Raw genomic sequence first — 26,360 nt, 5'->3', positions numbered from 1 at the left:
GAATTGCCATTAACCGTTGAGTTACCATGGTCGTTTACGCTTGCGGCAGTTCGTATTGGAGTAACAAGTATGTCCCGCGTAGCGAGTGATCAGGATGTGGACATCGACCTCGGCCAGCTTGCGCGCGCGGTCTGGGCCCGCCGACTGAGAATATTGACGATCACCGCATTGGGTGCGGCTGTCGCTTTTGCCGGCGCCAAGATAGTTTCGCCGCAATATCGCAGCGAGACGCGCCTCCTCATCGAGCCGCGCGCTCCCGCATTCGCCAGTACACAAACGAACGACGCCAGTGCCGGACCACTGCTCGACGAGTTGAATATCTCGAGCCAGGTGCAGATCCTGCAGTCGGCGGACCTCATCAAGCAGGTCATCAACAATCTGAAGCTCTATAATCTGCCAGAATTCGATGCGGCTGCGAATGGGTCCGCGCTCGGTGATATTCTCGTGGCGCTGCACCTGAAGAAAAACCCACTGGAAAATCCGCCGGAAGAGCGTGTCATCGACGCCTTCACTCAGCGCCTGCAAGTCTATCAAGTGCCGGGCTCGCGCGTCATCGGTATCACCTTTACTTCCAAGGATCCGAAGCTCGCCGCCAGCATTCCGAACGCCATGGCGCAGGTCTATCTGGCAATCCAGAGCGGCGCCAAACTCGCTTCCAACACGGAGGCCACCCGCTGGCTCGAGCCGGAGATCGAAAGCCTGCGCCAGAAGGTGAGCGAGGCCGAGAAGAAGGTCGCCGATTACCGCACCACCCATGGTCTGCTGCAGACCAACGGCACCACGACCTTTACGGCCCAGCAGCTCAACGATATCTCCGTCGAGCTGACCCGCGTGCGCACCGACAGGGCGAATGCCGAGGCGAGGGCGCAGGCCGTGCGCAATGCGCTGTCCTCAGGCGAAGCCTCCGATACGCTTGGTGATATCATGTCGTCGCAGTCGATCCAGCGGCTGAAGGCAACCGAATCCGGCCTGCAGTCGCAGATATCGGACCTGCAGACGAGCCTGCTCAACAATCATCCGCGGCTGAAGAGCCTGCGTGCCCAGCTTGCCGATATACGTACGCAGATCCGCCAGGAAACACAGAAGATTCTCGCCAGCATCGAGAACGAAACGAAGGTCGCCGATCTGCGCGCCAAGGAGCTGGAGCAGCAGTCCGATATGCTGCAAGCCAACAGCGCCAGGGCGGGCGAGGACGCAGTGGGTCTCAACGCGCTGGAGCGGGAGGCGAATGCGCAGCGCCAGCTGCTCGAAACTTACCTCGTTCGTTACCGCGAGGCTGCTTCCCGTGCCGATCGCAATTCCAGCCCGGCGGACGCGCGCATTGTTTCGAAGGCGATCGAGCAGGTCGATCCTTATTTCCCGAAAGTCGTGCCGATCGTCGTGGTCGCTGCCGTCGCGACGCTCATCATGAGCGCGATCGTCATCATGCTCTCCGAACTCTTCAGCGGTCGTGCGCTGCGCCCTGTCGGGGCCACCAATGTCGAGGCCACGAATATAGAGGAGATGGTCGAGGAGGAAGGGCAGGGCGAAGCAGCGCCCGCTCTCGCTTCGAAACTCGCCAAGCCGAGCATGCTGACTGCCGTCGTGGATGATGAGGAGGAGCCGAAAGCCGCGCCGATAGAGGAGACGCCTGCTGACGACAACGACTTCTCCGTTTCGTCCGTCGCGAGTTATCTGACCGATTGCCGCGCTCCGCTTGCCGTTTCAATATCTCCAAGCGGTGACAATGGCTCAGCCGCAACCGTTGCCCTGGCGCGTGTGCTCGCCGATACCGGACGCCGCGTGATCCTGATCGACATGACCGGCAGCGGTTATCCGAGCGAACTGATGGCGGAGAATCCCGAAGCGCTGGGCGTTACCGATCTTCTCTGCGGCGAGGCAGCCTTCGGCGAGACGATCCATGGCGACCGGATGTCCGATGCGCATCTGATCCCGCAAGGTGTGAGCGATGTGCGCCAGGCCATGCGGGGCGTCGACAGGCTTTCGCTGCTGCTCGATGCGCTGACTTCGGCCTATGATATTGTCATTGTCGAATGCGGTGCGGCCGATGTCGCCGGGGTTTCGCGGCTGACGCGCAGCAAGGAAATCGAGATCGTCCTGTCGCTCCCCGAAATCGATGAGGCTGCTTTCGTTGGTCTGATGCAGGATTTCCAGAGCGCCGGCTACGAACGCGTCGTCCTGATGTCGGGCGGCGAGGAGGCTGTCATGCGCAGCCCCGCACGTCACGCCGCCTGATCTTTAAATCTTTGTTTTACGCATGTCATTGTCGCAAAACCGCTGCACACTTTTGCGTGACATGCTTACCCGACCTTCGCCCGGATGTTCTGGGCGAATTTGTAAAGACCGGGGCGGGCCTTGATGAAGGCCTTGCCACGGGTGATCGCCCGGTGCACCGTGCCGGCTGCGATGCCGATGCCGGAGATCGGCAGAACCATATCGTAATGGTCGGTTTCGACCGGTGCCCAGGAGCGCTTATAGGTCTGATCGCCTAGGCCGAAATCGAAGAGTGCCACTCCCTTGCCGTGCAGGCTCGATATCATTTGCCAGAAGAGGAATTCGCCGGGGCTCATATCGACAGCCAGATCCTCGTCGATCGCGCCGAACTGGCAGATGACGTGGTCGCCCTTGCGGGAAATTCCCGACAGCGCGGCAATGCGTCCCTCATAATCGCCCTTCAGGCGCAGGGCGCGCATCTGCAGGCCGAAATCGCCGCCGTTCCGCTTGTCGAGCAGGCCGTGTAGGAAGGCCTTGGTTTGCGTATCGGCAAAGACGTCCGGCAGACCGAGGGAAGCGAAGCGGGCGCTCTTCAGGCGGAAGAACGTGTCGAGCAGTTCGTGTTGCTCCGAGGACGCTTCCGGCACGACATAGTCGAAGCCGCCAACCGCCTCCAGCCGCCGGCTCTGCGCGCGGAATTTCTTACGCCGGCTCTTGGCGTTCAACTGTTGCAGCGTCTTGTCGAACGTATCGAGGAGCGGCAGCTGATAGGCGTGGTTCTGGTTCTGCACCGTCGGCAGGCCGGCAAGGATGTTGCGGCGGCTACGCCATTCCAGCGGAATATTCTGTAAAAGAAGCAGGTCGGCCTTGCCGGCGAGTGCGGTACGAAGACGAGCGGCAAGCTGGTGCCCGTCCAGCGAGCCGCTGTCTTCGACAAAGTCTTGTGAGAAGAGGCCGGTGTTGATGTTGCTGTGATCGGCGCCGATGAATTTGGCGATCCGCATGCCGTGGAAGCTTACGATCTCTACCGGCAGAATGAAGGCGGTATCGCCGCCGCACCTGCCGCGCAGGATGGCGAGCGGCCGGCGGAAGGCTGTCACCCAAGCCGTGCACCAGTCGTAGCTCTGATGCAACGAGGAAATATTGTCGCGTTCCAGCATGCGCCATTCTGCCTCGAGAGGCTCCATCGCATCGAAAAGCTCGATCTCGAGTTCGGCCATGGCGAGTTTCACGCTCAGCTGTCGCAGCCGCGAAATGTCGGCTTCGGCTTGCGCTGCAGCGTTGAACGATTGCTCAGGAATATCGTGCCTCTGCGTCTGCACGGAGCTTCTCCAGTCAGGAAGTTTCTGAAGGGGAAGCTAGAGCGCCAAAGACATATAATTGGTTTAACTGCAGCCGGCGGTTGGGGTTTTCCGCAGATCAGGGTTATTCCGCCGTTAATCGACTATTGCTGCTTCGGACCTGCCATCCACTTGATGATGACCATGGCCGGCAGCACCCAGAGCAGGCCGGTCAGTGCGAAGTAAAGCAGATGCCCCCACCAAGGCGCGTTGCCGAGTGTAGCGACTGCGATGGTATTCGCCACAATCGCATAGAAAAGCACGAGGATGATGATCAGGATCGTGCCAATGAATTTGCGAAGGCGGATGGGCATCGTATAGCTTTCGAACGAATGGGATTGAACCGGCGCGACGGCATGCCGCAAAGGTTCGGGGCTTGTTTTGCATCAGCCGGTGGGGCAAATCAACTGCCGGATAAAAGGAGAGATCATGGCCGTCGCGAACCTCAGCCCGGAGCAGGCGATCCGCACTGAAGTGCGCAGGCAGGACAACAATCGCCGCGCCGTTCGCATCTGGCTGGGCTTCGTGCTCTTGGCGCTCTTCTGTCTGGTGCTTGTGGGGGGTGCTACGCGGCTCACCAATTCCGGCCTATCCATCACCGAATGGAAGCCGATCCATGGCGTCATCCCGCCGCTGAATGCTGCCGAATGGGAAGAGGAATTCAAGCTCTACCAGCGGATTCCCGAGTTCCAGCAGCTGAACAGTGACATGACGGTCGATCAATTCAAGAACATCTTTTGGTGGGAGTGGGCGCACCGGCTGATCGCACGCGGCATCGGTGTGATCTTCGCGCTGCCGCTCATCTTTTTCTGGGTGACGGGCAGGATCGAGAAACGCCTGCGCTGGCCGCTTACAGGCATCCTGGCGCTCGGCGGCCTGCAGGGCTTCATCGGCTGGTGGATGGTCTCCTCCGGCCTTTCTATGCGCACGGATGTCAGCCAGTACCGGCTTGCGACCCATCTTGTCATGGCCTGCCTGATCTTCGCCTCCTGCATGTGGATCATGCGCGGGCTCTCACCGCATTCCGGCGATCTGGCCCCGACAAAGAATTCCAACCGCTGGGCGGCGGCGATCGCCATCTTCTCGCTCTTCCAGATCTACCTCGGCGCACTGGTCGCCGGCCTCGATGCCGGCTTCACCTACAATACCTGGCCTCTGATGGATGGCGCCGTCCTGCCTGGCGATCTCTTCATCCAGCAGCCCTTCTGGATCAACCTCTTCGAGAACCCGAAGACGGTGCAGTTCGTCCATCGCCTCGGCGCCTACACGCTCTTTGCAATCACGCTCATCAATATGGTGATCGCACTGCGCGCCGCCGCCTCGACCACCCATGCGCGCCGGGCCGTGGTGCTCTTCGCGCTCGTCACGATCCAGGCGGCGATCGGCATCACTACGCTGTTGCTCGAGGTGCCGCTGCACTGGGGCCTGCTGCATCAGGCCGGTGCGTTGGTGGTCTTCGGTTTCGCCGTCGCCAACTGGCGCGGCTATTACGGCGAATATCCCCGTGCCACTATTATCGCCGAGCGCGATTGAGTAGGGCAGCGGCGTCCTTCTACCCCGACTCGCGGAAGAGTGAATGGGATCAATGCGATAAGCCCTCGCATGGATTTGCCGTGACATGCTAGATTGCCAGCTTGGCGGGCGATCCTATGAAGGGGGATGTTCACATGAAAGGATTTCGCGCATTCGTGATGGCCGGCGCTCTGATCACGCTTTCCGCGATCGCTTCGGGCTGCACATCAACGGGGAGCTACGACTATGGTGAGGATACCTCCCTGAACCCGGCTTGCGCCGGTGGTTTCCGTCCCAGTGATAATCGGCCCTGCTCTTATTGAGCCAATATGGCTCACCAGGTTCTGGCAAAGGCCTAGGCCGCCAGCAATACCCCGGTCAGGATGTTTGCCAGGAACAGGCGGTAATTCACTTCCGGTCGTGCAAGGTCTATCCGCCAAGTCTGCCAGATAAGGTGCGCGACGATGACTAGCATTCCGAACGCATAGGGCAGGGACATGCCCGACAGCCAGCCTCCGAGCGACCATGCGGCGATCGTCAAAGCGTAGAACAGGCCAATCATGAGCTTGCCATGCCGGCCGAACAGGATCGCGGTCGATTTCAGACCGAGGCTTCTGTCGTCTTTCACGTCGACATAGGCATAGACTGTATCGTAGCCAATCTGCCACGCGATAGCTCCAGCCCACATAAGCACGGCTCCGGCAGGAATGTGGCCGCCAATTTCGGCCCAGGCCATGAGCATGCCCCAGTTGAACGCTGCGCCAAGCACTGCTTGCGGCCAATGAGTGAAGCGCTTGCAGAGCGGGTAGACGAAGACAAGCGGCAGAACGAATAGGGCAACCAGCCGCGTATAGGGTGACAGAAACAAGAGAAGAGACGCCGCCAGGGTGAGCTCGATGGCCAAAAAGGTCATTGCCTGACCCACGCCGATCTGGCCGCTCGCCAGAGGCCGAAAACGGGTTCGCTCGACATGGCCGTCAAATTTCCGGTCGCCGATATCGTTGATCGTGGAGCCGGCGCTTCGCATCAGCAGGGCGCCGAGCGTGAAGACGGCGAGCTGCCGGATATCGGGCAGGCCATGTGCGGCCTGAAACAGCGCCGCCCAGCATGGAAACAGCGTCAGCCATATTCCGACCGGACGATCGAGCCGCGCGAGCCTCGTATAAGGTCGCCATGGGCCCGGCAACAGCCGGTCCACCCAGTCACCCTGATGAATATCGCTCAAATCCGGGCGGTCTAACGTGCTCATGGCGTGATCCGCTTATTTTCGAAAATTTTCAATGAAAGCAATTATTTCGCAGAGTAGAGGTTTTCGCAGCCGCTGCAATGGTCGTCCCTGCGGCTGACGGAGCCGATTAGCCTGCGTGAGAGAGGATGTTCAGCAGCTTGCCGGTGGGGTCGCGAATAAAGAAGCGTCGCACCCCCCAGGGCTCGTCGGCCGGCCCGTAGACGATCTGGTGCCCGCCCGTCATAGCGCGCTGATGGACCTCGTCCACATCGTCGACCTCGATCGAAAGGTCGGGCACTGCGGTTCCCGATCCGCCCTCCGTCGCGATTCCGATCTGGGCGATTGCTCGCCTGTCGGATGCAAGAGTGACGATCCAGCCATGATCCATTACGATGTCGAGATCGAACAGCTCGGCATAGAAGTTGCGCACCTCTTCAATGGAAGCGGCGGCGATATTCGGGACGATGCGCAACACCGTCATGGATGTTCCTCCCTGGAAAAGAATAAGACTTGGTCGATCTGCGGAACAGTTCAGGCTCTGTCTGGGGAACTGTTCCGCATGTCGTAGTTCATCTGACCTCAGATGCTCGCCTGCAGTCCATAGAGGCTGGCATAGATACCGCCGCTCTCCATCAGCTTGTCATGATTGCCTTCTTCGACGATACCGTCGCCAGTAAGCACCAGAATACGGTCGGCGTGTCGGATCGTTGAAAGGCGATGCGCGATGACGAGTGTCGTTCGCCCCTTGGCAAGCGTCACGAATGCCTGCTGCACGGCGCGCTCGCTTTCATTGTCGAGCGCGCTCGTCGCCTCATCGAAGATGAGGATGGCAGGGTTCTTGAGGAAGGCGCGAGCGATCGTTAGCCGCTGGCGCTGCCCGCCCGACAGCTTTACGCCGCGTTGGCCGATATCGGTCTGGTAGCCCTGCGGCAATGCCATGATGAAATCATGGGCATGGGCGGCGCGGGCGGCGGCTTCTACCTCTTCGTCTGTCGCATCCGGTCGGCCGTAGCGCAGGTTGTCCGCCACGGTCCCGGCGAAGAGATAGACATCCTGCTGCACCACGCCGAGGTGCCGGCGCAGCGAGGCGAGCGTCACGTCGCGGATATCGGTGCCATCGATTTCGATCGAACCGCCGGTGACGTCATAGAAGCGGGGAAGCAGCGCGCAGAGCGTGCTTTTGCCCACACCGGACGGGCCGACGAGCGCGACGAATTCACCAGGCCGGATCGTCAGCGACAGATTGCTGAGCACCTCCGCCCCGTCCTCATAACTGAAATCGACGTTCGAAAGCCGGATCTCTCCTTTCGGGTTACTCATTAGCCGGGCCGAGGGACGATCCACCACGTCAGGATCGATTTCCAGGATCTCCATCGCCCGCACGAAACCCGTATAGCCTTCCTGCCAAAGCCGGGCGAGATTGGCCATACGCTTGACTGGATCGACGAGGACCCCGACGCAGAGCAGGAAGGTCAGGAGATCGGCAATGGTGAGCTCCGCAGCAAGGATACGCAACCCGCCGAGGATGACGACCAGAAGCGTGATGATCTGGGCGAAAGTCTCGGCGCCGGCGGAGAACCAGGCTTCGCTGCGGTAGCCATCAGCGCGGCTCCGAAGGAAACGCCTGTTCAGGACAGCAAAGCGCTTCCGCTCCAGATCCTCGTTGGCGAACGATTGGACGACACGGATGCCGGCCAAGGCATCCTCGACCCTTTCGTTGACGGCGGCGATCTCCTGTTTGCTCGCTTCGAGGGCGCGACTCATGCGCCGGTTGAAATGCAGCGCATAAGTCACGGCAAAAGGTGTCAGCAGGAGGATCAGAAGGGCAAGCTGCGGATCGATGAAGAACAGGACTGCCATCGCCCCGCTATATTTGAGAACGGCGATCAGCAGGTCTTCCGGCCCGTGATGGAAAAGTTCGCCGAGCCAGAAGGAATCGCCGACGATACGGCTCATCAACTGGCCGGTGCGGTGCCGGTCGTAGAAGCCGAAGGAGAGCTTCTGGCAGTGGTCGAACAGTTCCTGTCGGATATGCGCCTCGATATGCGCGCCCATCATGTGGCCGCGATAATCGACGAAGAAGATGGCCGCGGTCTCGATCGCCACGATGGCTAGCATGACGCCGCCCATGCCGAGGATCTGCCAATAAGCCGAAGCCGTATCGGTGAGCGCTATGAGATGACGCATGATGATGTTGGCGCAGAGAGGCAAGGCTACCGCGGCGGCGGCGACGACGATGGCGCAGGCAATATCGGCCATAAGCAGCGGGAGATGCGGCCGGAAATAGGACAAGAATTTGCGCAGGCGCAATTGGCGCCTGTTGTAGGATTGCGATGCTGTTGGGGTGCTACGGTTAAGATGCGGCGGGTTTTTCCTCGCGCGTGAAAGCAAACTGGACATGAACACGAATATCCTGAGTGTTGATCTTGTTTTTCTGGTTGCTCAGGATCGTTTTCATCAGTGCCTCCCATCGGCGTGGAACAGGGGCTGTGCCTTTCGAGCAGCACGGCCTTGCTGGTAGCATGGCGCTTTTACCGCAAAACGCCGCGAAAGGCGATAGTCTTTTGCTATGACGTATGATGGCCGATAGGCTCAGGTCTGGTCTTCGGAGCATTCCCCTTACGGATCCGGCCCGCTGATTTCCTCCTGCAAGCGCTCGAAAGCCGTCGGAAACAACGTGGCGGGCGGGCTGTAGGGATTGGAGAAGGCGTAAATGAAGAAGAGGATGATGCCGGTAAAGATGCCGAAGATCGATAGCAGCAGCAGGTTTCGGCTGTCGGGTGCGTAAGGGTAGTAGCCGATGGCGGTGAAGATCACACCCGAAACCGCGGCAAACCAGAAGATCAGGCTGATAGAGTCGGTGCCGCTGTTTTCCCGCCGGTCACGGGATTCCGAGATCATATGGATTTCCTCGAGCATGTGGCTGCGCAGGCTCTCCTGCTTGGCGTTGACGGGAGCCAGTTCGAGAATTTTCAGATAAGCGATGTTCCATTGATCCCAGGCCGCCGAAGAGAGCTCGCCGGTGCGCCCGAGCTCGTTCCATTCCTGCTCGATGACGATGCGGACATAGTCTTTCAGCGCCTTCTGGATTGGCGCCTGCGCTTCCGGCCCATAGCGCTCGGCATCATAGAAGACATCGCCGACCGCATTGCTTTCCACTGCGCTTTCCGTCCGCAGCGCCTGGTATTCGATCATCTCCTGCGCGAAAACGAGGGCAAGAATGAGGGCATGCAGGCTGGCGATGCGGGTAATGACTGAACTCGCCAGCTCCCTGTCGCGCCCGCCCGGGTCACCGCCCATGAGCAGATACATGAAGTAATAGGCCGCAAGCACTGTTGCGGTCGTGCCTCCAATAATGGCAATGCCGATCAGAACCGACGCCATTTGTCTCCCCCCGGAAGGGAGTGTACGGCTTTCACAACAGGCGGGCAATCGTATCGGGGCTAGCGAAGAACAGTGTTGAAGACAGGCATGCCGCAAGACATCAGGCAATTGCCGGGCGTTACACGCCCAGCATCAAATCCATGTTCTGCACAGCGGCACCCGAGGCGCCCTTGCCGAGATTGTCGTAGACGGCGACAAGCAGCGCCTGCGCGATGTCGTCATTGGCAAAAACGTGCAGGCGCATGCGATTGGTATTGTTGTAGATTTCCGGGTTGAGTTCCGGCGTGCGCTCCGACGCCTCCAAGGGGGCGACCACCACGAAACCCTTGATGCCGGCATAATAGTCGGCGATAGCGGCATGCAGGTCAGCACCTTTCGGCACTTTGGGCAGATGCGACAGCTGCAGCGGAACGGTGACCACCATGCCCTGCGCGAAATTGCCGACGACCGGCTGAAAGAACGGTACGCGTCCGAGCTTGGCATAGCGTTGCAGTTCGGGAAGGTGCTTGTGCTTGAAGCTCAGGCCATAGGGCATGTATTTGGGCGCATCCTCGCCCTTGGCGACGTAATCCTCGATCATCGTACGGCCGCCGCCAGTATAACCGGAAATGCCGTTGACCGTGACCGGAAAATCGGCCGGTATGAGGCCGGCTTCGATCAGCGGGCGCAGCGTGGCGATCGGGCCTTGCGGCCAGCAGCCGGGATTGGCGACACGCTTGGCCGAGGCGATGATAGCAGCCTGCTCCTTGCTCATTTCCGGGAAGCCATAGGCCCAGCCTTCGGCGACGCGATGCGCGGTCGAAGCGTCGATCACCTTCGTCCGGTCGTTCTCGATCAGGCTGACGCTTTCCTTGGCGGCGTCGTCAGGCAGGCAGAGGATGGCAATATCGGCCTCGTTGAGCAAGGCACCACGCACCGCCTTGTCCTTGCGGCTTTCGGTCGGGATCGACAGCAGCTCAAGATCGCGGCGCTCCGCCAGACGCTCGCGGATCTGCAGACCCGTCGTTCCAGCCTCGCCATCGATGAAGATCTTTGCTGCCATGATTATCCTGCACTTTCACTGGGTTCGGATTGTTTCCGGAATCAATTTGCCATGAAGTTGAATCAATTTGATAACAGCGGTTATCCCACCGTCGCGCGCCGTTCGGCGTGGAGGCCCAGCATATACATTGCGACCGTCGCCCCTGCAATGGCGGTGATATCGGCATGGTCATAGGGCGGAGAGACTTCGACGACGTCGGCGCCGCGGATATCGAGCTGTTTCAGCCGCTGCAGCACGGAGAGGATCTTCGCGCTGGACGGGCCGCCGGCAACAGGCGTGCCGGTGCCGGGCGCAAAGGCCGGGTCCAGGCAGTCGATATCGAAGGTTAGATAGGCGGGCGAACCCTTCGTGTGCGAAATGATCATCGACGCGATATCCGATGCGCTCATCTCTTCAACTTGATGGCCGTAAACCAGGTGGATGCCGAAATCTTCTGGCGCATGCGTACGGATGCCGATCTGGATCGAGCGGTCAGGATCGATGAGGCCGGCGCGGGCCGCACGGGCGACGAAGGAGCCGTGGTCGATACGGCGCTCGTCGTCCAGCCACGTGTCCTGATGCGCGTCGAACTGCACGAGCGCCAGCGGGCCGTGGCGATCGACATGCGCCTTCAGCAGCGGCCAGGTGACGTAATGATCGCCGCCGAGGGTGAGCAGGAAGGCGCCGCTGTCGAGAATGGCGCTCGCCTGCCGCTCTATGGCTGCAGGCGTATCCTGATGATTGCCGTAGTCGAGCAGGCAGTCGCCGTAGTCGATGACGGCCATTTCGGCGAAGAGATCGCGCTGAAACGGATATTGCGGATCGTTGTCGAAGATCGCCGACGCCCGGCGGATCGCCTGCGGCCCGAAACGCGTGCCCGGCCGGTTGGAGGTTGCGGCATCGAAGGGAATGCCCCAGACGACGGCATCGGCTCCTGTCAGATCCTTGGTGAAGCGGCGGCGCATGAAGGAAAGCGCGCCGGCAAAGGTCGGATCGGAGGCAGCCGATGTCAGGCTCTGTGCCGTGAAGGCATGGTCGATGGTCTTATTCGCCATGGGAGGCTCCTTCCTCTGCGATAAATTCGTAAGCGCGTTCTACCCGCGCAATGCGAACCTTATATTGCTTGTACCAGCGCTCACGACCGAGGCGCTGGGCGGCGAGGTGGCTCGCGACCTGCTTCCAGGCCTTCAGGCTTTCCTCGTCAGCCCAGTAGGAATTGATGATGCCGAAGCCATCGGCATCCCGCGCGCTTTCGGCCCCCAGACAGCCCGGCTGCTGCAGCGCGAGCTCGGCCATCCGGTCTGCCATTGCGCCATAGCCATTGTCGCCCTCGGTACGAACGGACGAGAAGGTCACGACGTAATAGGGTGGCTCGGGAGTGGCGGCGAAGGGTGAGGGTTTGGCAGAGGGCATAGTCGGATTCCTTGTCTCTGCAGGAAGGGGTAGGCAAGCTTCCTGCAGATTTCAAGGAATCACATTTCAAGCCGGGCAGCGGATCTTCTCCGCCGCCTTTTGGCATCAGCCGCGAGCGCGGATGCGCCATAGAGTAAACAGGGTGATAATACCCATTACCGTGCAATAGCCGGCGAGTGGCCATGCGGTATTGCCATCCAACAGCAGCACGAAGAGCGTGCCGATGCAGCCGACGATCAGGCTCTCGACACAGAAGTACAGTGCGACTGCCGTTCCGGCTGTTTGGCCAAAGGCCGCCAGCGCCCCGTTTGCCGTAACCGCGGTCGTGAGCACGATGCCGACGGCGATCACCCACATCGGCAGGACGAAGCTGGCGAATGAGGGAGCAAGCAACACTTCGCCGAGGCCGAGGAACAACGCGCCGACAAGAAGCAGGCCCATGCCGCGGGCAAGGCTGCTGGCCATTCCCCACCGTGCGACGAAGCGGCCGGCGAAGCGTGCGGATAGGATCATCACCGCTGCCGCCGTGGCGAAGGAAAGGCTGAATGCGAGACCCGAAAAGCCGGCATGGTCGATCAGCACGCGAGGTGCAGTGGAAAAGAACACGAAGAAGGCGCCCATCGCCGCGCTGAAGCCCGTCGTGTAGGTCCAGAAATGCGCATTCGTCAGGATTGAACGGATGCTGATCGTTGCCGCGACTGATGCCGCAGGCATCGTTTCGTGCCAACCCTTCAGGGCATTGAAGATGGCCGCAAGCATCAGTCCGCCGAGCAGCAGGAAGATGGCGCGCCACCCGGCATGATCGGCAATCACGGCGCCGGCGATCGGTCCGAGCGCCGGCACGAAGGAGAGGATCGCGCCAAGCAGGCTGTAGATGACGGCGCCTTCCGGCCTCGCGGCATAGACATCGCGCACCGTTGCGAAGGTCGCCACAAGGGCCGCCGACGCCCCGACCGCCTGAAGCAGACGCAGCACGACGAACAGTGCGGCCGACGAAGTGGCTGCGAGCACAAGCGAAGAGATCGCAAACAGTAGCGCGCCACCAAGCAGCACCGGGCGCCGGCCGATCCGGTCCGACAGGGGTCCGAAGAGCATCTGTCCGGCGCCGAGGATGAGCATGTAGAGACTGAGGGTCAGTTGAACGACCGTCGCCGATGTGCCGAGTGCTTCGGGCATCGTCGGAACGACGGGGAGGTAGATGTCCATGGCAAGCGAGGCCAGGATATCGAAGGGCGCCAGAAGCAGCAGCGCTGCCGGCAAGGAGCAAGTCCAGTTCCTGTTTTGGGAAGGCATAGGTATTCATCCGCTCGAATGAGTTCATCGGGCGGCAATCTGCCTTCTCATCGCAGTCTGGATCGATTGGACAGATGCCGCAACAACTTCAAAAGGTTGCTGCGGCCTATCTGTCTGCGGACGGGGTGGCTCCCATGTCAGGTCCTGTCTTGTCCGGTCTGAAACACGACGTGGCCTTAGCAGCCAGCAGTACCGGCGGCAATAGGTGAATGTGGCGCGTTGACTTCGCAAACCGCTTCCAAGAAGCTGCGCCGACTAAACCAGAAGGAGCCACGGGCAATGTTCGACCACATTTCAATCGGGGTAAAAAGCCTCGATAGATCGCGCCAGTTCTACGATGCGGCACTGGCGCCGCTCGGCTATGAGCGGCTGTCGAATTTCGAGGGAACGATGGGGTACGGCGCCGATAGGCCTGCCTTCTGGGTGAGTGAAGTGGAGCGTCCGGTGCCGGCCGATCGCGGCTCGGGGCTGCATTTCTGCTTCGTCGCGACGAGCGAGGAAGCCGTCAACGCCTTCTATGCGGCCGCATTGGCCAGTGGCGGCGAGGATAACGGCCCTCCGGGCATCCGCCCGGATTACAGCCAGTTCTATTACGCCGCCTTCATCATCGATCCCGATGGATATCGGCTGGAAGCCTTCTACAACAAGCCGGAATAAAAAAAGGCCGGGCGAAAACCCGGCCTTTCCATGAAAGCATATCCAGAAAGCAATTAGCGCTTCGAGAACTGGAACGAACGGCGGGCCTTGGCCTTACCGTACTTCTTACGTTCGACGACGCGGCTGTCGCGGGTCAGGAAGCCACCCTTCTTCAGGACCGAGCGCAGGCCCGGTTCGAAGTAGGTGAGGGCCTTGGACAGACCGTGGCGAACGGCACCGGCCTGGCCGGAGAGGCCGCCGCCGGCAACGGTTGCGACGATGTCGAACTGGCCGTCACGGGCAGCAGCTACGATCGGCTGGCGCAGGATCATCTGCAGAACCGGACGAGCGAAATATTCCGCGAATTCCTTGCCGTTGACGATGATCTTGCCGGAGCCCGGCTTGACCCAGACGCGGGCAACGGCGTTCTTGCGCTTGCCGGTTGCGTAGGAGCGGCCAAGCGAGTCGACCTTGCGGACGTGAGCCGGAGCAGCAGCTGCTACTTCAGACGACGTGCCGAGATCCTTCAGGGAGGAGAGGTCAGCCATTTATCAGGCGCTCCTTACGTTCTTCTTGTTCAGCGTTGCGACGTCGAGGACGGTCGGCTGCTGTGCTTCGTGGGGATGGTTCGGGCCGGCGTAAACGCGCAGGTTCTTCATCTGGCGACGACCGAGCGGGCCGCGCGGAACCATGCGCTCAACAGCCTTCTCGAGAACGCGCTCCGGGAAGCGGCCTTCGATGATCTGGCGAGCGGTACGCTCCTTGATGCCGCCGGCATAACCGGTATGCCAGTAGTAAACCTTGTCGGAATACTTCTTGCCGGTGAAAACGACCTTTTCAGCGTTGATGACGATAACATTGTCGCCGTCGTCAACGTGAGGCGTGAAAGTTGCCTTGTGCTTGCCACGCAGACGCATAGCGATAACGGAAGCGAGACGGCCAACGACGAGCCCTTCGGCGTCGATGACGACCCACTTCTTCTCCACCTCTGCAGGCTTCTGGGAGAAGGTTGCCATAGTAGTTACTCTCTTTTGGATCCCCATGCCCGAGGGCGAGGGGCGTTTCTTGTTGCTTGGTTGGATGACTGTAAAGACGCCCAAAAAGAAAACAGCCCCGAGAGGCTGCATTTCCGGCGCGGCTTATAGCGGCAATCGATTAGTTGGTCAATACAAGCCATTCTGGCTTCCGGAAAAATAGCTTAGAAAAAACAATATGTTAAATGTGAGGTATAGTGATACCTCACCTTATTGCGCCCAGAAACAGGAAGTTTCGCATCCGAGAAGCCATGTATTGTCGTATTCGGCTCGAAATCGCCCCACCCTTGTGGCACAAGGCGGATACAGACAGCACAGGAACATGCCATGGCCGAGATCGTATCCTTCCGCAAGGACAACAACAATTCGGGCGAGGGCGCCCTCGTGCTTCGCCAGCTTTCCGGCGGCATATTGCGCCTGACGCTCAACAATCCACCGGCCAATGCTCTCTCTATATCAGTCATGGAAACGTTGATGGGCGAGTTGCAGGGTGCTGCAGATGACCAGGACGTACGCATCGTCGTCATCGCCTCGACCGGCAATGTCTTTTCCGCCGGTCATGACCTGAAGGAATTGACTGCGCACCGCGCCGACGAGGACGACGGCGTCGCCTTCTTCGAAGAAACCTTTGCGCTGGCCGCGGATCTGATGCTCGAGATCAGTCGTTTGCCGAAGCCGGTCATCGCCGAGGTCGACGGGCTCGCGACCGCAGCGGGCTGCCAACTTGTAGCAAGCTGCGATCTCGCGATCTGTACAGATACGTCCACCTTCTGCACGCCAGGCGTCAATATCGGGCTTTTCTGCTCGACGCCGGCTGTCGCCGTTTCGCGCGCCGCCCACCGTAAGCAGGCGATGGAGATGTTGCTGACAGGCGAGACGATCGATGCCTCAACAGCAAAGGATTTCGGTCTGGTCAACCGTATCGTGCCGAGGCAGTACCTGACCCAGGTGGTCAGCAAATACGCTTCCGTCATTGCCTCAAAATCGCCGGAGGCCCTGAGGATCGGCAAGGAATCCTTTTATACGCAGCTCGAAATGCCCATAGCTGAGGCCTATGGCTATGCCGCAAGCGTAATGGTCGACAGCATGCTGACCGGCGATGCGCAAGAGGGCATCGGCGCCTTTCTCGCAAAGCGCACGCCCGAATGGAAGGGCGAGTGATCAGGCAAGCTTCAGGATCAGCCCGCCAAGCGCGATAACGATGCCGGCGAGGTAACGCCAGACGCTGGCCTTTTCCTTCAGGACCGTGACCGAGATGACGAGTGCAAACAGGATGGCGGTTTCCCGCAGCGCCGCCACCGTCGCGACCGGCGCCTTTGTCATGGCCCAGAGCGCCAGCCCGTAAGAAGCGATCGAGCCCGCGCCACCAATCAATCCGCGCCACCAGTTGCGCCTGATGTGAGTGGCGACAGTCATCAGACCGCGCTGCGACAGCGCCCAGGTAAAGAGCAGGACCGGCGGCAGAAGCGACATCCACAACGTATAGGAGACAGCGTTGCCGGAAAGCCGGGCGCCGATGCCGTCAACATAGGTGTAGGTCGCGATGACGCAGGCGTTGATGAGCGCCAGCATGATCGCATGGCGGCTGCCGTGGCGCGCTTCGAAGGCGAGCGTGAAGATGCCGATGCAGATGGTCAAGGTTCCGGCAAGCGCTCCACCCGTCAGTTGCTCTCCCAGGATGAAGCCGCTGGTGGCGACGATGAGCAGGGGTGCGCCGCCGCGCATCAGCGGATAGACCAAGCCGATATCGCCGGCTCTATAGGCGGCGGCAACCAGCTGGAAATAGGCAAATTGCAGGATTGCGGAAGCGCCAATGAAGGGCCAGGCCTGCGGCTGCGGCAGTGGAAGCAAAGGTAGGAAAGGCAGCGAGGCGACCGCGCCGCCTGCAGAGATCAGTGCCGCATCGAGCGACTTGTCCTTGCCGGCTTTGACGATGGCATTCCATGTCGCGTGCAGAAGAGCACCGAAAAGGACGAAAAGAATAACGTCGAGGGGCAAGGTGGACGGTCCGGACGCAGTGCAACAAAATACAGGGAAACACCACAGCTTTCCCGCTTGGACCCGCCCTGAAATAACAACCTGTATTTGCGTGATTTAAGTTGAAGGGTGTATTCCGCGCGGTCCAGTTTTCAATAGCATGGATTGTTCAGATGAACAATTGCCCAGCACTGAAGCAATTTTTACGTGCGCTCGAAATGCGTTCAATTACCTTCATCCGACTCAACTATGAGATGCCTCTAATGGACACGTGAACATCTCGTGATCAAATTATGTATGAAAGGTGAAATTCTTCTTTGAAGGAGGGTGTCAACGATCCTATGATGCTGAAATATAGACATTATTCTATAACTTTGAAACGATTATAAACTAGCAACCAAAGGATGTTGTGACTACAATTTGTAGCCTCAGATTGACGCCCAGGTCCTCTCGCAGGTGCGAAAGAACCGATAATATTCATAGTTCCCAATGAATGCCGACTTAGAGACTATAGTGTGGAATGAGTAGCATCCCGTCCAGGTTGTCTATATTCTGGCAGTTCAGCACCCGGCACCTGGGATTGTCCTTGGAGGGAATACTCGTCCATTCCGCATAATCGGTCGCGTCGCAATAGTTGCTGTTGCGGACATAGCGGTCGTAGAGAGGAAGGCCGCGCGGTGAGGTGTAGCGAAAGATGACAGCGCCTTCATTGTGGATCGCCGCCCGCACGCTCTGGCAGCTCATGGCAAGCGGATTGTAGCGCGAGATCGCAAGCGCCGGCGAGGCGGTCAGCACGAGCGCAAGAGCAAGGGCGATTTTTTTCATGGCACGATTTCTCCCTGATATTTTCCGGCACCTATATATACGCTCAAACAGACCAACGGTTTCAATGAACCCCGACTCTGAAATCCGCCCCAGGTGACACCAGACTGGAGACCCCTGACATGAACCATTATGTCTACTCTGACGACTATCTCTCCGGCATTTTGAAATTCGTGAAAACCATCGCGCTAACGGGGGCTTCGCCCAATCCGGCCCGGCCGAGCAATGGTGTCATGGGTTATCTCCTGTCGCGCGGCTACAAGGTCATTCCCGTCAATCCGGGGCAGGCGGGCAAGCAGATCCACGGGCAGACCGTTTATGCTCGTCTTGCCGACATTCCCGAACCCGTCGACATGGTCGATGTCTTCCGCGCATCCGAATACCTTGATGGTGTGGTGGACGAAGCACTCGCACTCGATCCCCGCCCGCAGGTCGTGTGGGCCCAGCTTGGCGTGAGCGATGGTGCGGCCGCCGCCAAGGCCGAAGCCGGCGGTATCAAGGTCGTCATGAACCGCTGTCCGGCAATCGAATATCCGCGCCTTTTCGGCTGACGCCATCAGGTAGGACGGATTTTCTTCGGAACGTGCTGCGGTTGAAAAAGATCGCGGTTAACTTTCGCAGTCGAGTGGCTATGATCGCGCCCGTCAACAATTGCACGGGAGGACGAAATGGCCAAAAACGATCCGGGATTCAATACGCTGGCGATCCATGCGGGTGCGCAGCCCGATCCGGCGACCGGCGCGCGGATAACACCGATCTACCAGACAACGGCCTTCGTCTTTAACGATTCCGACCATGCCGCAGCCCTCTTCGGCCTGCAGCAATTCGGCAATATCTACACCCGTATCATGAACCCGACGCAGGCGGTTCTGGAAGAGCGCGTCGCAGCCCTTGAAGGCGGCACGGCAGCGCTCGCGGTCGCCTCCGGCCATGCGGCGCAGATGATCGTCTTCCATACGCTGATGCGCCCGGGCGAGAATTTCGTCGCCGCTCGCCGTCTCTATGGTGGCTCGATCAACCAGTTCGGCCACGCCTTCGAGAATTTCGGCTGGCAGGTGCGCTGGGCTGACCCTGATAATCCCGGTGATTTCGAGAGCAGGATCGACGACAAGACCCGGGCGATCTTCATTGAGAGCCTTGCCAATCCAGGCGGCACATTCGTCGATATCGCCGCGATCGCCGAAATCGCCCATCGTCACGACCTGCCGCTGGTCGTCGACAACACCATGGCGACGCCGTATCTCATCCGGCCAATCGAGCACGGTGCGGATATTGTCGTGCATTCGCTGACCAAGTTCCTAGGCGGCCACGGCAATTCCATGGGCGGCATCATCGTCGATGGCGGCACCTTCGACTGGTCGAAGACCGGTAACTATCCGATGCTTTCCAGCCCGCGGCCGGAATATAACGGCATCGTCCTGCACCAGACCTTCGGCAATTTCGCCTTCGCGATCGCTTGCCGTGTGCTCGGCCTGCGTGACCTCGGCCCCGCGATCTCGCCCTTCAATTCCTTCCTGATCCTGACCGGCATCGAGACGCTGCCGCTGCGCATGCAGCGCCACAGCGACAATGCGATTGATGTCGCCAAATGGCTGAAGGCCCATTCCAAGATCGCCTGGGTGAATTATGCCGGCTTGGAAGACGACCCGAACCACGCCCTGCAGCAGCGCTACTCACCGAAGGGTGCAGGCTCGGTCTTCACCTTCGGTGTCAAGGGCGGCTATGAGGCCGGCAAGGCGCTGGTCGAGGGCCTGGAACTCTTCTCACATCTCGCCAATATCGGCGATACGCGCTCCCTGGTGATCCATCCGGCCTCCACCACGCACCGACAGTTGACGGATGAGCAGAAGATCTCCGCAGGCGCCGGGCCGGACGTGGTGCGCCTTTCTGTCGGCATCGAGGATGTGAAAGACATCATTGCCGATCTCGAGCAGTCGCTATCGAAGATCTAAGCGTCCCTCGCAGCATCGCTTGTATTTTCGCAGGCTGGTTTGTCGGGATAGGCCCATGGGATCAGCGTCCGAGTGGATTAGACTCGGGCGCAGCTTTCATGCGATCGACGAAAATAGTGGACAAGAAAAACTCGAGATTGCCGGCCCTGTGGGCTTTTTTTCACAACAGGCGGCTACCACAGTGCCTGAATGGCGACGACGACGAGAAAAGCAACTATCACCGCGGAAGCAATCCGTAAGACCGTGCGATTAGCCTGGGCGAGGACCTGTGGCTTCGGGTCCCGCTTGGGATTGAATTTATGACGACGTTTCTGTGAGGCTCTCGCCTCGGACGATTTGTTTCCTGCTGCCATGGCTGTTTCGCTCGAGATGGTGGATTTCTGGAACGCCAATCTAGCATGAAAGCTTCCTGGGTGACCCATTGAACAGTTTTTCCGCTATTTGATAATTGAATTCGACCGCCTCAATCCGAACCTGGCTCTGATCGTCGCTGCAGGTGGACCAGAACTATCGCAAGACGGCGATAGACTTTGCTTGACTGGGCCATTTAGAGCCTGAGGCCAAACTGGTTCGGCGGCGAAAAGTCCTTTATCCCGACCCTTGGCCAATCGCATTTCCTGTCGAACTGGAGTTTAGAGACGGTGCGGTGGCAAGTCGGGTCTGTCCTGAACGCATAACCTGGAAGGGAGATGTAGCGACTTGCCGACATGCCGAACACAAGGCAAATCGTCAATGCGGCACAAAAAGGCTTCATGGATGCCTCCCTTGTAGTGTGAAGGGAGGCATTTTCACATAGGGCAACGCTCTCGGACATATATCAATTTGTGCTAATACGCATCTAGCCTGCATCGCAACGTTGAAATGGCTGTCTCTGTCTTCGCTGCGACGAAGGTACGAAGCCGACCCGCCGGGCACACGCCTGTTTAGGAATTTTTGATTGTCACGATGGTCGGCTAGTTTTTGACATCTGCCGATGTCGCTCTTTTTGTGCTTAATCTTTGCCGCGAAGGATACTGAGGAAAAGGGTGACCATGGCAAACGCGATCCCCTTCGATATTGACGACGTCGAACCGGAAGTCGGTGCTCCCGACGCCGAGCGCATCATTTCCGGCAATCCGCAATTCCGCACCTGGAATCTGGAGGAGGCCGAGGGCGGCCTCTATGCCGGCATCTGGGAGGCGACGCCTGGCAAGTGGCGCATCGTCTACGAGGAATGGGAATATTTCAGCCTGCTTTCCGGCCATTCGATCGTGACCGAGGATGGCGGTGAGCCGGTGCATCTAAGGGCAGGCGACCGGATGATCCTCAGACCAGGCTTCAGGGGAACCTGGGAAGTCGTTGAAACGACTCGCAAGGATTACGTGATCAAAATTTGAATATCGGCCGGATAGGGTGTTTTTGATTATCCTAATTAAGGATGCCTACATCATCAAATGATAGACCCTTATCTGCAGCGCATTGCGGACATGATGTCTTCTGCCGTCACCATAGACATGGCCTTGCAATTCATCTTTTCGGGATTGGCATGTCGTCGAACCTTGCGGGTAGACACGTTCGCACCCAAACATCTTCCATCATTGCGACAACCGTTTGCTTCCTTGTCGTCGCTCTCGTGCTGACAGGCCTCATGGCTCATGTCGTGGTCAAGATGACCCGATCTGCAAACGAGATCGATGATGCCAGAGCCACGCGCGCCGCCCGTGCGGCAATTGCAGCCTTTGTCGGCCGCTTAAGCGCGACAACCACGGACAATGCCGTTTGGGACGATGCCTATAAAGCGATGTCATCCGCTGATGCCGCGGATTGGGCCTACGAGAATTGGGGTAAAACCAGCGCGGATTATCCCCTCTATGACGGAGCGGTCGTGATCGCCCCCGACCGCTCGTCGATCGTCTCCGCATATGCCAAAGGCAAACCCTTCCAACCAGGTGTTTTTTTCGGCGCCGCCTTTTACCGGCAAATCGACAAAGCTGCCGACTCCGGACAGGCGCCGGTCGTCAATTTCATAAAGACGGAAAAAGGCATCGCGCTGATCGTGTCGCAGGCAATCCAGCCTTTCACCGCCGAAGGCGAGCTTCCGAAGCTGAATGTGCTGAGCCTCTACAAGGAGCTCACGTCGGAAGTTCTCAATACTCTTTCGAACGAGCACGAACTCGAAGGGTTGCGCCTTGCGGCCGCGCCCGAGCCGGGCCTGCTGAGCACCCCGATCACGGACATCAAAGGGGGCATCATCGGCCATCTTGTCTGGCCCAGCAAAGCGCCCGGAAAAGCCGTGTTTGACCAGGTCTATCCTTACGTTGCTGCTGCCGTCATCATCCTTGTGATGTTCCTTGGGGGCGTTTTGCTGGTGGGCGCATTCGAGGCCCGGCGCCTGCGTCAGCTGGCGCAGGCAGCGATTTTCGAAGCAAACCACGATAGCCTGAGTGGCCTGTTGAACAGGCATGGGCTTCTCGCACTGCTGGAAGAGTTGGACGGCGCCGATTTTTCGTCGCCCCGGCTCTATCTGGTCGATCTCGATGGGTTCAAGGCCGTCAACGACGCCTGGGGGCACGCCGTAGGGGATGATCTGATCCGGATCGTATCGAACGCCCTGACCGCCTGCCACCCGGAAGTCGTTGCGGCGGCCCGGCTGGGAGGCGACGAGTTCGCGCTGGTGCAGATTGGAACCGCCACGCGTGCGGAAATACAAGACACTATTCTGGCGCTGTTTGCCGAACCCTTCAAGATCGATGGTCGGACGATCGAAGTCGGGGCAAGCATTGGGGCGGCGGGACGTGAGGGAGACATACCGTCTTTGGAGCTTCTCCGCAGGGCAGACATGGCACTCTACCGCGCCAAGGCCAACGGCAGAGGCCGAGCGGTCGAATACGATCCGGAGCTGGATCGGGAACGCCTGAGAGTCGCCGAAATGGAAGCTCTGTTGAAGAGCGCCATCAGCAATGGTGCGATCGAAGCCTTTTTCCAGCCTCTTGTCTCTGCCACGACAGGTGCTGTCACTGGTCTTGAAGCACTTGCACGTTGGCGAGCTCCAACAGGAAACATCAGCCCGGAGATTTTCATCCCGCTTGCCGAAAGGTGCGGCCTCATTGATGCGCTCGGCGTTCATATGCTGAAAACATCGATCGAGCATGCCAGGAACTGGCCCGGTCTGGCATTGTCGGTGAATGTTTCGCCGGTCCAACTCTGCAATCCGGAATTCGCCGCCGTAGTGATTTCGCTACTGCAGGAACTCGATTTCGATCCGAAGCGCCTGACACTGGAGATCACCGAAGGCGTTCTCATGACAAATCCGGAACAGGCCCGCCGCTCGATAGATCATCTCAAACAGGTGGGTATAAAATTCGCCCTCGATGACTTTGGCTGCGGCTATGCGAGCATTGGTGCATTGCGGCAGTTCGGGTTCGATCGAATGAAGATAGACCGCTCGCTCGTGTCTGCTCTCGATCAAGCCTCGAATGGTGCCGATGTCCTCAGAGCAACCATCTCTCTGGCGACCGCTCTGCAAATTCCCGTTACCGCTGAAGGCATTGAGAATACGCGCCAGGCGGCGATCCTGCGAGAGGCCGGCTGCGATCAGCTGCAAGGTTATCTCATCGGAAAACCAATGTCGGCAGTCGACATATCCAGCAAGCTTCAAGAGCAAGCCGCGTGATGCCGCACGGATTGCGACTGCACGCTCTGTGGCGGTCGTCCTGTCTTTGAGCAGTGTGGTGGCCTACCAGACGAGATCCAGGCGATCGAGGCCGTGGAAATGATAGACATCCTTGACGACGGGTGTCCTCATAAGCTTGAGCCCCGGCAGCCGCTCGAACAGTATCGGCAGCACGACGTTGAGCTCCAGCCGCGCCAGCGGCGCGCCGATGCAAAAGTGGATGCCGGCGCCGAAAGAGAGGTTGGGCGCCTCGTTGCGGTCGGGCTTGAAGGTAAGGGGATCGCGGAACTTGGCCGGATCGAGATTGGCGGCGGCCAGGATCATGCTCACCTTGTCGCCACGCTTGAACTCCACCCCATCGATCTCTGCGTGTTCGAGCGCCCAGCGCTGGAAGATATGGACGGGCGCGCAGATGCGCAGCGACTCCTCGACGGTGCGTTCGGTGGCGGCCTCGTCGCGGAAAAGCTCTGCCGGGTCGTAGCCGCTGTCCAGGATGATGCGCACCGAATTGCCGATCTGGTGGACCGTCGCTTCGTGGCCAGCATTGAGCAGCACGATGGTCGTCGAAACGAGCTCGTCTTCCGTTAGGTACTGGCCCTTGTGCTCGGTATGGATCATATGCGTCAGCAGGTCGTCACGCGGCTCGACCCGGCGCTCGGCAATGACTGTCTTCACATAGTCGGAAAATTCTCGTGCCGCCTGTTCCGCAGCATCTTCGTCCGCGCGGGTGCGCCCGAACATATACATGCGCACATAGGCATGCGACCACTTGAGGAGCTGCGGCCCCATTTCTTCGGGGATGCCGATCATGCGGGCGATCATTGTCACGGGGATGACATCGGCAAAGGCCGAGAGCAGCTCGACCTCGCCTCTGTCGGCGAAGCCGTCGATCAGTCTGTGGGCGAGCTCTTCGATTTCCGGCTTCATCCTCTCGACATGGCGCGAGACGAAGGCGCGGTTGACGAGCGTGCGCAGTCGCGTGTGTTCTGGCGGCTCGAGCTCCAGCAGCGAATAGCGCTCGGCGAGATCGAAGGCGGCGATGTGCGGCTCCGGCTCGGGGAGGCCGAGCTCCTCGCGGCTGGCAATATGCAGGATCTGCCGGCCGAAGCGGCGGTCACGCAGCAGCCCGTTCACATGATCGTAGTTGGTCACGAACCACTGCTTCTGCTCCTCCCAATAGAAGGTGGGGCAATGGGCATGGAGCGCGGCATAGACTGCGTTTGGATTGCCGTAGAAGGCAGGGTCGTTGCCATCGAGCGACACATGGCGGGTGGCTGGATCGATCTTGAGGAAGGGCGGTATCATCATGGCCAGAGGCTTAGCGGATTTGCCACGCCTCGAAAAGACGGACGCTTAACTTGCGCGGGAGAGCTCGCCCATGCGGCGCAATGCTTCCACCTGATCGTCGACGGTCGCCACGAGCTCGCCGGCATTGGAGCTGGGCTCGGTGGGCGCGGGTGCCGCTGCTTCTTCCTCGCCAAAGACGACCGTGCAGTTGCGGCCGGCAGCTTTGGCCGAATAGAGCGCCCGGTCGGCAGCCGAGACCAGCCGGTCGATATTAGCGTCGATCGCCGAGGAAAGCGCGATGCCAACGCTGACGGTGGCGGGGATCAGTGCCTCGCCCGTGCTGACTGGCAGGCGGCAGAATTCGGCGCGGATCGATTCCGCCAGTGCTTCCGCTTCCGTTTGGTCGCGGACGGTCACGAAGGCTGCGAATTCCTCGCCGCCCATGCGGCCGAAAATGTTGTTGGGGATATACTGACGGGCAAGGCGGGCAAAGGCGGTCAGGACGGCATCGCCGGATTGATGGCCGAAGCGGTCGTTGACGCGCTTGAAATGATCGAGGTCGAAAAGGATGACAGCGACCTGATGCTGCTCGTTATGTGCCTTTTCCTGGATTTTATCGAAATAGCCGAGCAGGCCGCGGCGGTTCAGCACGCCGGTCAGCGCATCTGTCAGTGTCAGCACGCGCAGATGGCGTTCCGACCGTTCCATGATGAGGCGGCAGGTAAGCGCGAAGGCGATGGTGAGCAGGAAGGCGCTCGCCATGGCGGCCGCGCCGCTGAAATTCGTTGCCTGAGCATCCGAAGGCAGGATCAGCGCCATTGTGATGGCCACGCCGAAGCAGAGGAAGGCCTGCAGCACGAAGACGACCATCAGGAAGACGCGCGTGCGTTCACGGCGGATATCGCCCGCGGCAACCGCCATGCCGAGCGCAGTGGCGCCGGTCGCCGAAGCGAGATTGTAAAGAATGACCCGGTTGGAATAATCTTCGTTGATCCAAGGCAGGAAGACGCCCGCGAGCCAGATTACCGGCGGCAGCAGCGCCCACCATTCCATTTTCTTGCGGTCGAGGGCAAGGAAGCCGGCAACCCAGGCGCTCTGTCCGAGCAAGGCGATGGCATTGCCGATTTCGATGGAAAGCAGGTTGGGAATTTCGCCGCGGGCGGCGACCAGTGCAAAGCCGATGCCGCTGAACAGGAAGCCTAGTCCCCAAAAAAGGTAGGCGGCGCTTTTCTGGTTGTGGCGCCAGGCCACGAACAAAACCAGCGCCAGCGTAAGGGCCTCAGAGCACCAGATGGACAGACCTGTAGCGACATTGAACACGGCAGCAACCCCTTGAGTGTTGGCGCATTCTGGCCGAAGAAGCTCGCTGTTTGATTAATGGCGCGAACCTCGGGCCGAGATTTCGGCGTTATCTGCCGGTAAGCTTTCCGCCCGGTAAATGTTCGTAAGATCTGTCGAATGTGGTAAGCCTTTCTTCATCCTGTCACCGACAAAAGCTGTGGGACGGAAAGGTCTGGCCTCGCCGTTAACAGGCGTTTGGAACAGACGGGATAGGGAAATGCCAAAGCCATATGCCGCGCCTGCTTCTTAACGTT

At 59.5% G+C, this 26,360-nt stretch carries 24 protein-coding genes; 8 read left to right on the top strand and 16 right to left on the bottom strand.

Translation table 11 applies throughout. The features are described from left to right. Window positions 1-69 precede the first annotated feature (69 nt). Window positions 70-2,235: a Wzz/FepE/Etk N-terminal domain-containing protein gene (locus tag FHT78_RS12530; protein ID WP_183743965.1), complete on the top strand. Its 2,166-nt coding sequence runs from the start codon at window positions 70-72 to the stop codon at window positions 2,233-2,235. A gap of 65 nt (window positions 2,236-2,300) precedes the next feature. On the opposite strand, the gene FHT78_RS12525 is transcribed toward FHT78_RS12530, so the two are convergent. Further along, on the bottom strand, window positions 2,301-3,536 hold the full coding sequence (locus tag FHT78_RS12525) for a GNAT family N-acetyltransferase (RefSeq protein ID WP_183743963.1): 1,236 nt from the start codon (window positions 3,534-3,536) through the stop codon (window positions 2,301-2,303). A gap of 122 nt (window positions 3,537-3,658) precedes the next feature. Next, complete coding sequence (locus FHT78_RS12520) at window positions 3,659-3,868, bottom strand: DUF2842 domain-containing protein (RefSeq protein WP_029616260.1); 210 nt, start codon at window positions 3,866-3,868, stop codon at window positions 3,659-3,661. Window positions 3,869-3,983: 115 nt separating this feature from the next. Between FHT78_RS12520 and FHT78_RS12515 the strand changes: the two genes are divergently transcribed. Then, window positions 3,984-5,087 carry a COX15/CtaA family protein gene (locus tag FHT78_RS12515; RefSeq protein WP_183743952.1) on the top strand — a complete coding sequence of 368 codons (1,104 nt, stop codon included), beginning with the start codon at window positions 3,984-3,986 and terminating at the stop codon, window positions 5,085-5,087. 334 nt (window positions 5,088-5,421) lie between these two features. On the opposite strand, the gene ubiA is transcribed toward FHT78_RS12515, so the two are convergent. The 8 genes from ubiA to cml all read right to left on the bottom strand — a co-directional run bounded on the left by ubiA (window position 5,422) and on the right by cml (window position 13,405). Then, window positions 5,422-6,315, bottom strand: coding sequence for a 4-hydroxybenzoate octaprenyltransferase (gene ubiA, locus FHT78_RS12510; RefSeq protein WP_183743949.1), 894 nt, complete (start codon window positions 6,313-6,315; stop codon window positions 5,422-5,424). A 106-nt stretch (window positions 6,316-6,421) separates the two neighbouring features. Beyond that, window positions 6,422-6,775 carry a VOC family protein gene (locus FHT78_RS12505; protein WP_183743947.1) on the bottom strand — a complete coding sequence of 118 codons (354 nt, stop codon included), beginning with the start codon at window positions 6,773-6,775 and terminating at the stop codon, window positions 6,422-6,424. Window positions 6,776-6,873: 98 nt separating this feature from the next. Then, the gene (locus FHT78_RS12500; RefSeq protein ID WP_183743944.1) at window positions 6,874-8,694 is read right to left on the bottom strand and encodes an ABC transporter ATP-binding protein; all 1,821 of its coding nucleotides are present in this window, start codon (window positions 8,692-8,694) and stop codon (window positions 6,874-6,876) included. A gap of 219 nt (window positions 8,695-8,913) precedes the next feature. Further along, entirely contained in the window at window positions 8,914-9,678 is a 765-nt protein-coding gene (locus tag FHT78_RS12495) for a hypothetical protein (protein WP_183743941.1), read from the bottom strand. A 118-nt stretch (window positions 9,679-9,796) separates the two neighbouring features. After that, window positions 9,797-10,720, bottom strand: a complete 924-nt coding sequence (gene argC, locus FHT78_RS12490) for an N-acetyl-gamma-glutamyl-phosphate reductase (protein ID WP_183743938.1) — start codon at window positions 10,718-10,720, stop codon at window positions 9,797-9,799. 80 nt (window positions 10,721-10,800) lie between these two features. Beyond that, a complete protein-coding gene (speB, locus tag FHT78_RS12485; RefSeq protein ID WP_183743935.1) occupies window positions 10,801-11,754 on the bottom strand; it encodes an agmatinase in 954 nt (317 codons plus the stop codon). Next, the gene (locus FHT78_RS12480; protein ID WP_183743932.1) at window positions 11,744-12,112 is read right to left on the bottom strand and encodes an antibiotic biosynthesis monooxygenase; all 369 of its coding nucleotides are present in this window, start codon (window positions 12,110-12,112) and stop codon (window positions 11,744-11,746) included. The genes speB and FHT78_RS12480 overlap by 11 nt, the downstream gene beginning before the upstream one ends. A gap of 105 nt (window positions 12,113-12,217) precedes the next feature. Continuing rightward, window positions 12,218-13,405 (bottom strand): CmlA/FloR family chloramphenicol efflux MFS transporter, encoded by a 1,188-nt coding sequence (gene cml / locus FHT78_RS12475; protein WP_183743930.1) that lies wholly within the window; start codon window positions 13,403-13,405, stop codon window positions 12,218-12,220. A gap of 279 nt (window positions 13,406-13,684) precedes the next feature. On the opposite strand from cml, the gene FHT78_RS12470 reads away from it, so the two are divergent. Further along, window positions 13,685-14,062 (top strand): VOC family protein, encoded by a 378-nt coding sequence (locus tag FHT78_RS12470; RefSeq protein ID WP_183743927.1) that lies wholly within the window; start codon window positions 13,685-13,687, stop codon window positions 14,060-14,062. 53 nt (window positions 14,063-14,115) lie between these two features. Here FHT78_RS12470 and rpsI read toward each other — a convergent pair whose 3' ends face one another. Together rpsI and rplM are read right to left on the bottom strand one after the other, a co-directional pair. Continuing rightward, the gene (gene rpsI, locus FHT78_RS12465) at window positions 14,116-14,589 is read right to left on the bottom strand and encodes a 30S ribosomal protein S9 (RefSeq protein ID WP_007819867.1); all 474 of its coding nucleotides are present in this window, start codon (window positions 14,587-14,589) and stop codon (window positions 14,116-14,118) included. Between the two features lie 3 nt (window positions 14,590-14,592). Continuing rightward, complete coding sequence (rplM, locus tag FHT78_RS12460) at window positions 14,593-15,057, bottom strand: 50S ribosomal protein L13 (RefSeq protein WP_113427559.1); 465 nt, start codon at window positions 15,055-15,057, stop codon at window positions 14,593-14,595. Window positions 15,058-15,402: 345 nt separating this feature from the next. On the opposite strand from rplM, the gene FHT78_RS12455 reads away from it, so the two are divergent. Then, window positions 15,403-16,236 (top strand): enoyl-CoA hydratase, encoded by an 834-nt coding sequence (locus FHT78_RS12455; RefSeq protein WP_183743925.1) that lies wholly within the window; start codon window positions 15,403-15,405, stop codon window positions 16,234-16,236. Here FHT78_RS12455 and FHT78_RS12450 read toward each other — a convergent pair whose 3' ends face one another. Together FHT78_RS12450 and FHT78_RS12445 are read right to left on the bottom strand one after the other, a co-directional pair. Continuing rightward, window positions 16,237-17,073: an EamA family transporter gene (locus FHT78_RS12450; protein ID WP_183743923.1), complete on the bottom strand. Its 837-nt coding sequence runs from the start codon at window positions 17,071-17,073 to the stop codon at window positions 16,237-16,239. Between the two features lie 480 nt (window positions 17,074-17,553). Next, window positions 17,554-17,877 carry a hypothetical protein gene (locus FHT78_RS12445; protein WP_183743921.1) on the bottom strand — a complete coding sequence of 108 codons (324 nt, stop codon included), beginning with the start codon at window positions 17,875-17,877 and terminating at the stop codon, window positions 17,554-17,556. A gap of 119 nt (window positions 17,878-17,996) precedes the next feature. On the opposite strand from FHT78_RS12445, the gene FHT78_RS12440 reads away from it, so the two are divergent. From FHT78_RS12440 to FHT78_RS12425, 4 genes are all read left to right on the top strand, one after another. Next, window positions 17,997-18,425 carry a CoA-binding protein gene (locus FHT78_RS12440; RefSeq protein WP_183743919.1) on the top strand — a complete coding sequence of 143 codons (429 nt, stop codon included), beginning with the start codon at window positions 17,997-17,999 and terminating at the stop codon, window positions 18,423-18,425. Between the two features lie 117 nt (window positions 18,426-18,542). Next, entirely contained in the window at window positions 18,543-19,826 is a 1,284-nt protein-coding gene (locus FHT78_RS12435) for an O-acetylhomoserine aminocarboxypropyltransferase (RefSeq protein ID WP_183743917.1), read from the top strand. A gap of 1,031 nt (window positions 19,827-20,857) precedes the next feature. Continuing rightward, complete coding sequence (locus FHT78_RS12430) at window positions 20,858-21,202, top strand: cupin domain-containing protein (protein ID WP_183743915.1); 345 nt, start codon at window positions 20,858-20,860, stop codon at window positions 21,200-21,202. A 149-nt stretch (window positions 21,203-21,351) separates the two neighbouring features. Continuing rightward, window positions 21,352-23,478, top strand: a complete 2,127-nt coding sequence (locus tag FHT78_RS12425) for a bifunctional diguanylate cyclase/phosphodiesterase (protein WP_183743913.1) — start codon at window positions 21,352-21,354, stop codon at window positions 23,476-23,478. 63 nt (window positions 23,479-23,541) lie between these two features. Here the strand turns inward: FHT78_RS12425 and FHT78_RS12420 are convergent, their stop codons facing one another. Continuing rightward, window positions 23,542-24,786 carry a cytochrome P450 gene (locus FHT78_RS12420; RefSeq protein ID WP_183743911.1) on the bottom strand — a complete coding sequence of 415 codons (1,245 nt, stop codon included), beginning with the start codon at window positions 24,784-24,786 and terminating at the stop codon, window positions 23,542-23,544. 45 nt (window positions 24,787-24,831) lie between these two features. Then, entirely contained in the window at window positions 24,832-26,085 is a 1,254-nt protein-coding gene (locus FHT78_RS12415; protein WP_183743909.1) for a GGDEF domain-containing protein, read from the bottom strand. Window positions 26,086-26,360 lie beyond the last annotated feature (275 nt).

Origin of the sequence: Rhizobium sp. BK196 (genome assembly GCF_014193255.1) — a bacterium.
Taxonomy (GTDB): Bacteria; Pseudomonadota; Alphaproteobacteria; order Rhizobiales; family Rhizobiaceae; genus Rhizobium.
Note: the sequence above shows the minus strand (reverse complement) of the source record. Positions and strands in the feature narration are given on the sequence as shown.

Bases quoted from the DNA above. Each gene is read 5' to 3' on its own strand.
- FHT78_RS12530 (WP_183743965.1), top strand. From the start codon at position 70: ATGTCCCGCGTAGCGAGTGATCAGGATGTGGACATCGACCTCGGCCAG.
- FHT78_RS12520 (WP_029616260.1), bottom strand. From the start codon at position 3,868: ATGCCCATCCGCCTTCGCAAATTCATTGGCACGATCCTGATCATCATC.
- FHT78_RS12515 (WP_183743952.1), top strand. From the start codon at position 3,984: ATGGCCGTCGCGAACCTCAGCCCGGAGCAGGCGATCCGCACTGAAGTG.
- ubiA (WP_183743949.1), bottom strand. From the start codon at position 6,315: ATGAGCACGTTAGACCGCCCGGATTTGAGCGATATTCATCAGGGTGAC.
- FHT78_RS12505 (WP_183743947.1), bottom strand. From the start codon at position 6,775: ATGACGGTGTTGCGCATCGTCCCGAATATCGCCGCCGCTTCCATTGAA.
- FHT78_RS12500 (WP_183743944.1), bottom strand. From the start codon at position 8,694: ATGTCCAGTTTGCTTTCACGCGCGAGGAAAAACCCGCCGCATCTTAAC.
- FHT78_RS12495 (WP_183743941.1), bottom strand. From the start codon at position 9,678: ATGGCGTCGGTTCTGATCGGCATTGCCATTATTGGAGGCACGACCGCA.
- argC (WP_183743938.1), bottom strand. From the start codon at position 10,720: ATGGCAGCAAAGATCTTCATCGATGGCGAGGCTGGAACGACGGGTCTG.
- speB (WP_183743935.1), bottom strand. From the start codon at position 11,754: ATGGCGAATAAGACCATCGACCATGCCTTCACGGCACAGAGCCTGACA.
- FHT78_RS12480 (WP_183743932.1), bottom strand. From the start codon at position 12,112: ATGCCCTCTGCCAAACCCTCACCCTTCGCCGCCACTCCCGAGCCACCC.
- cml (WP_183743930.1), bottom strand. From the start codon at position 13,405: ATGCCTTCCCAAAACAGGAACTGGACTTGCTCCTTGCCGGCAGCGCTG.
- FHT78_RS12470 (WP_183743927.1), top strand. From the start codon at position 13,685: ATGTTCGACCACATTTCAATCGGGGTAAAAAGCCTCGATAGATCGCGC.
- rpsI (WP_007819867.1), bottom strand. From the start codon at position 14,589: ATGGCTGACCTCTCCTCCCTGAAGGATCTCGGCACGTCGTCTGAAGTA.
- rplM (WP_113427559.1), bottom strand. From the start codon at position 15,057: ATGGCAACCTTCTCCCAGAAGCCTGCAGAGGTGGAGAAGAAGTGGGTC.
- FHT78_RS12455 (WP_183743925.1), top strand. From the start codon at position 15,403: ATGGCCGAGATCGTATCCTTCCGCAAGGACAACAACAATTCGGGCGAG.
- FHT78_RS12445 (WP_183743921.1), bottom strand. From the start codon at position 17,877: ATGAAAAAAATCGCCCTTGCTCTTGCGCTCGTGCTGACCGCCTCGCCG.
- FHT78_RS12440 (WP_183743919.1), top strand. From the start codon at position 17,997: ATGAACCATTATGTCTACTCTGACGACTATCTCTCCGGCATTTTGAAA.
- FHT78_RS12435 (WP_183743917.1), top strand. From the start codon at position 18,543: ATGGCCAAAAACGATCCGGGATTCAATACGCTGGCGATCCATGCGGGT.
- FHT78_RS12430 (WP_183743915.1), top strand. From the start codon at position 20,858: ATGGCAAACGCGATCCCCTTCGATATTGACGACGTCGAACCGGAAGTC.
- FHT78_RS12425 (WP_183743913.1), top strand. From the start codon at position 21,352: ATGTCGTCGAACCTTGCGGGTAGACACGTTCGCACCCAAACATCTTCC.
- FHT78_RS12420 (WP_183743911.1), bottom strand. From the start codon at position 24,786: ATGATGATACCGCCCTTCCTCAAGATCGATCCAGCCACCCGCCATGTG.